This window comes from Halomonas sp., assembly GCF_031581305.1.
In the GTDB taxonomy this organism is placed as follows: domain Bacteria; phylum Pseudomonadota; class Gammaproteobacteria; order Pseudomonadales; family Halomonadaceae; genus Halomonas.
This window is the reverse complement of the sequence record NZ_JAVLBC010000119.1, coordinates 1-1,461: the sequence shown is the minus strand read 5'-3', so window position 1 is coordinate 1,461 and position 1,461 is coordinate 1. Positions and strand designations below refer to the sequence as shown.

The following is a 1,461-nucleotide window of genomic DNA, read 5'->3' as shown; positions in this document are numbered from 1 at the left end:
GCCGTAGTCCAGAAGGCGTTTGACCACTTCCTCGTTGCGGGCTTCTTCGCGCAGCACGAACTTCTGGATCTTCCCGGTGGAGGTCTTGGGCAGCTCGGTAAAGATGACCCTCTTGGGCGCCTTGAAGTGCGCCAGCTGCTCGCGGCAGTGATCGATGATCTCCTGCTCGGTGACCTCGCCGTAGCCGACCTTCAGCTTGACGAAGGCGCAGGGCGTCTCGCCCCACTTCTCGTCGGGCTTGGCCACGACCGCGGCTTCCTCCACCGCCGGGTGGGCGTAGATCGTGTCTTCCACCTCGATGGTGGAGATGTTCTCGCCGCCGGAGATGATGATGTCCTTGGAGCGGTCCTTGATCTCGATATAGCCGTCCGGATGCCATACGGCGAGGTCGCCGGTATGGTACCAGCCGCCCTCCAGGGCCTGCTCGGTGGCCACCTCGTTCTTGAGATAGCCCTTCATCACGTTGTTGCCGCGCATCAGGATCTCGCCGATGGTCTGGCCGTCCTTGGGCACCGGCTCCAGGGTGTTGGGGTCGGCCACGCAGAGCGCTTCCAGCATGTGATAGCGCACCCCCTGGCGGGACTTGAGTTTCGCACGCTCCTCCATGGGCAGCTCGTTCCACGCCTCGCGCCAGGCACAGGAGGTCACCGGGCCGTAGACCTCGGTGAGACCATAGACATGGGTCACGTCGATGCCCAGCGTCTCGACGCCGGCGATCACCGAGGCGGGCGGTGCTGCACCCGCCGTGGTGACCTCCACCGAGTGGTCGAAGTCACGCTTGTCCTCGGCGGGCAGGTTGACCAGGCCGTTGAGCACGATGGGCGCGCCGCTGAAGTGGGTGACCTGCTCGTCGGCGATCAGGTCCATCACCTTCTTGGCCTCCACCTTGCGCAGGCAGACGTTGGTGCCGGCGGCGGCGGCGATGGTCCAGGGGAAGCACCAGCCGTTGCAGTGGAACATCGGCAGGGTCCAGAGGTAGACCGGGTGGTGGGGCATCGCCCACACCAGGATGTTGCTGACGGCGTTCAGGTAGGCGCCGCGATGGTGATAGACCACGCCCTTGGGCTTGCCGGTGGTGCCGGAGGTGTAGTTGAGCGAGATCGCCTGCCACTCGTCCCCGGGCAGCCGATAGGGATAGGCCGGATCCCCCTCGGCCAGCAGCGCCTCGTACGCCACCTCGCCGATGGCGCGCCCCTCGGGCACGAACTGCTCATCCGCCACGTCGATGATCAGCGGCTTCTCCTCGAGCTTGCTCACCGCCGCCTCGATCACGTCGGCGAACTCCGGGTCGACCAGGATCGCCTTCGCCTCGCCGTGCTCGAGCATGTAGGCGATGGCCTCGGCATCCAGGCGAATGTTCAGGGTGTTGAGCACACAGCCGGCCAGGGGCACGCCGAAGTGGGCCTCGAACATTGCCGGCACATTGGGCAGCATCGCGGCGACCGCCTGGCCGGGTTTGAC

Annotated in this window: 1 protein-coding gene; it reads right to left on the bottom strand. The window is 65.8% G+C overall.

Going from position 1 to position 1,461, the window contains the following annotated elements:
* Positions 1 to 1,461, bottom strand: a 1,461-nt coding sequence (locus RI841_RS10830; protein ID WP_310705611.1) for an acyl-CoA synthetase, incomplete at both ends; no start/stop codon positions are given.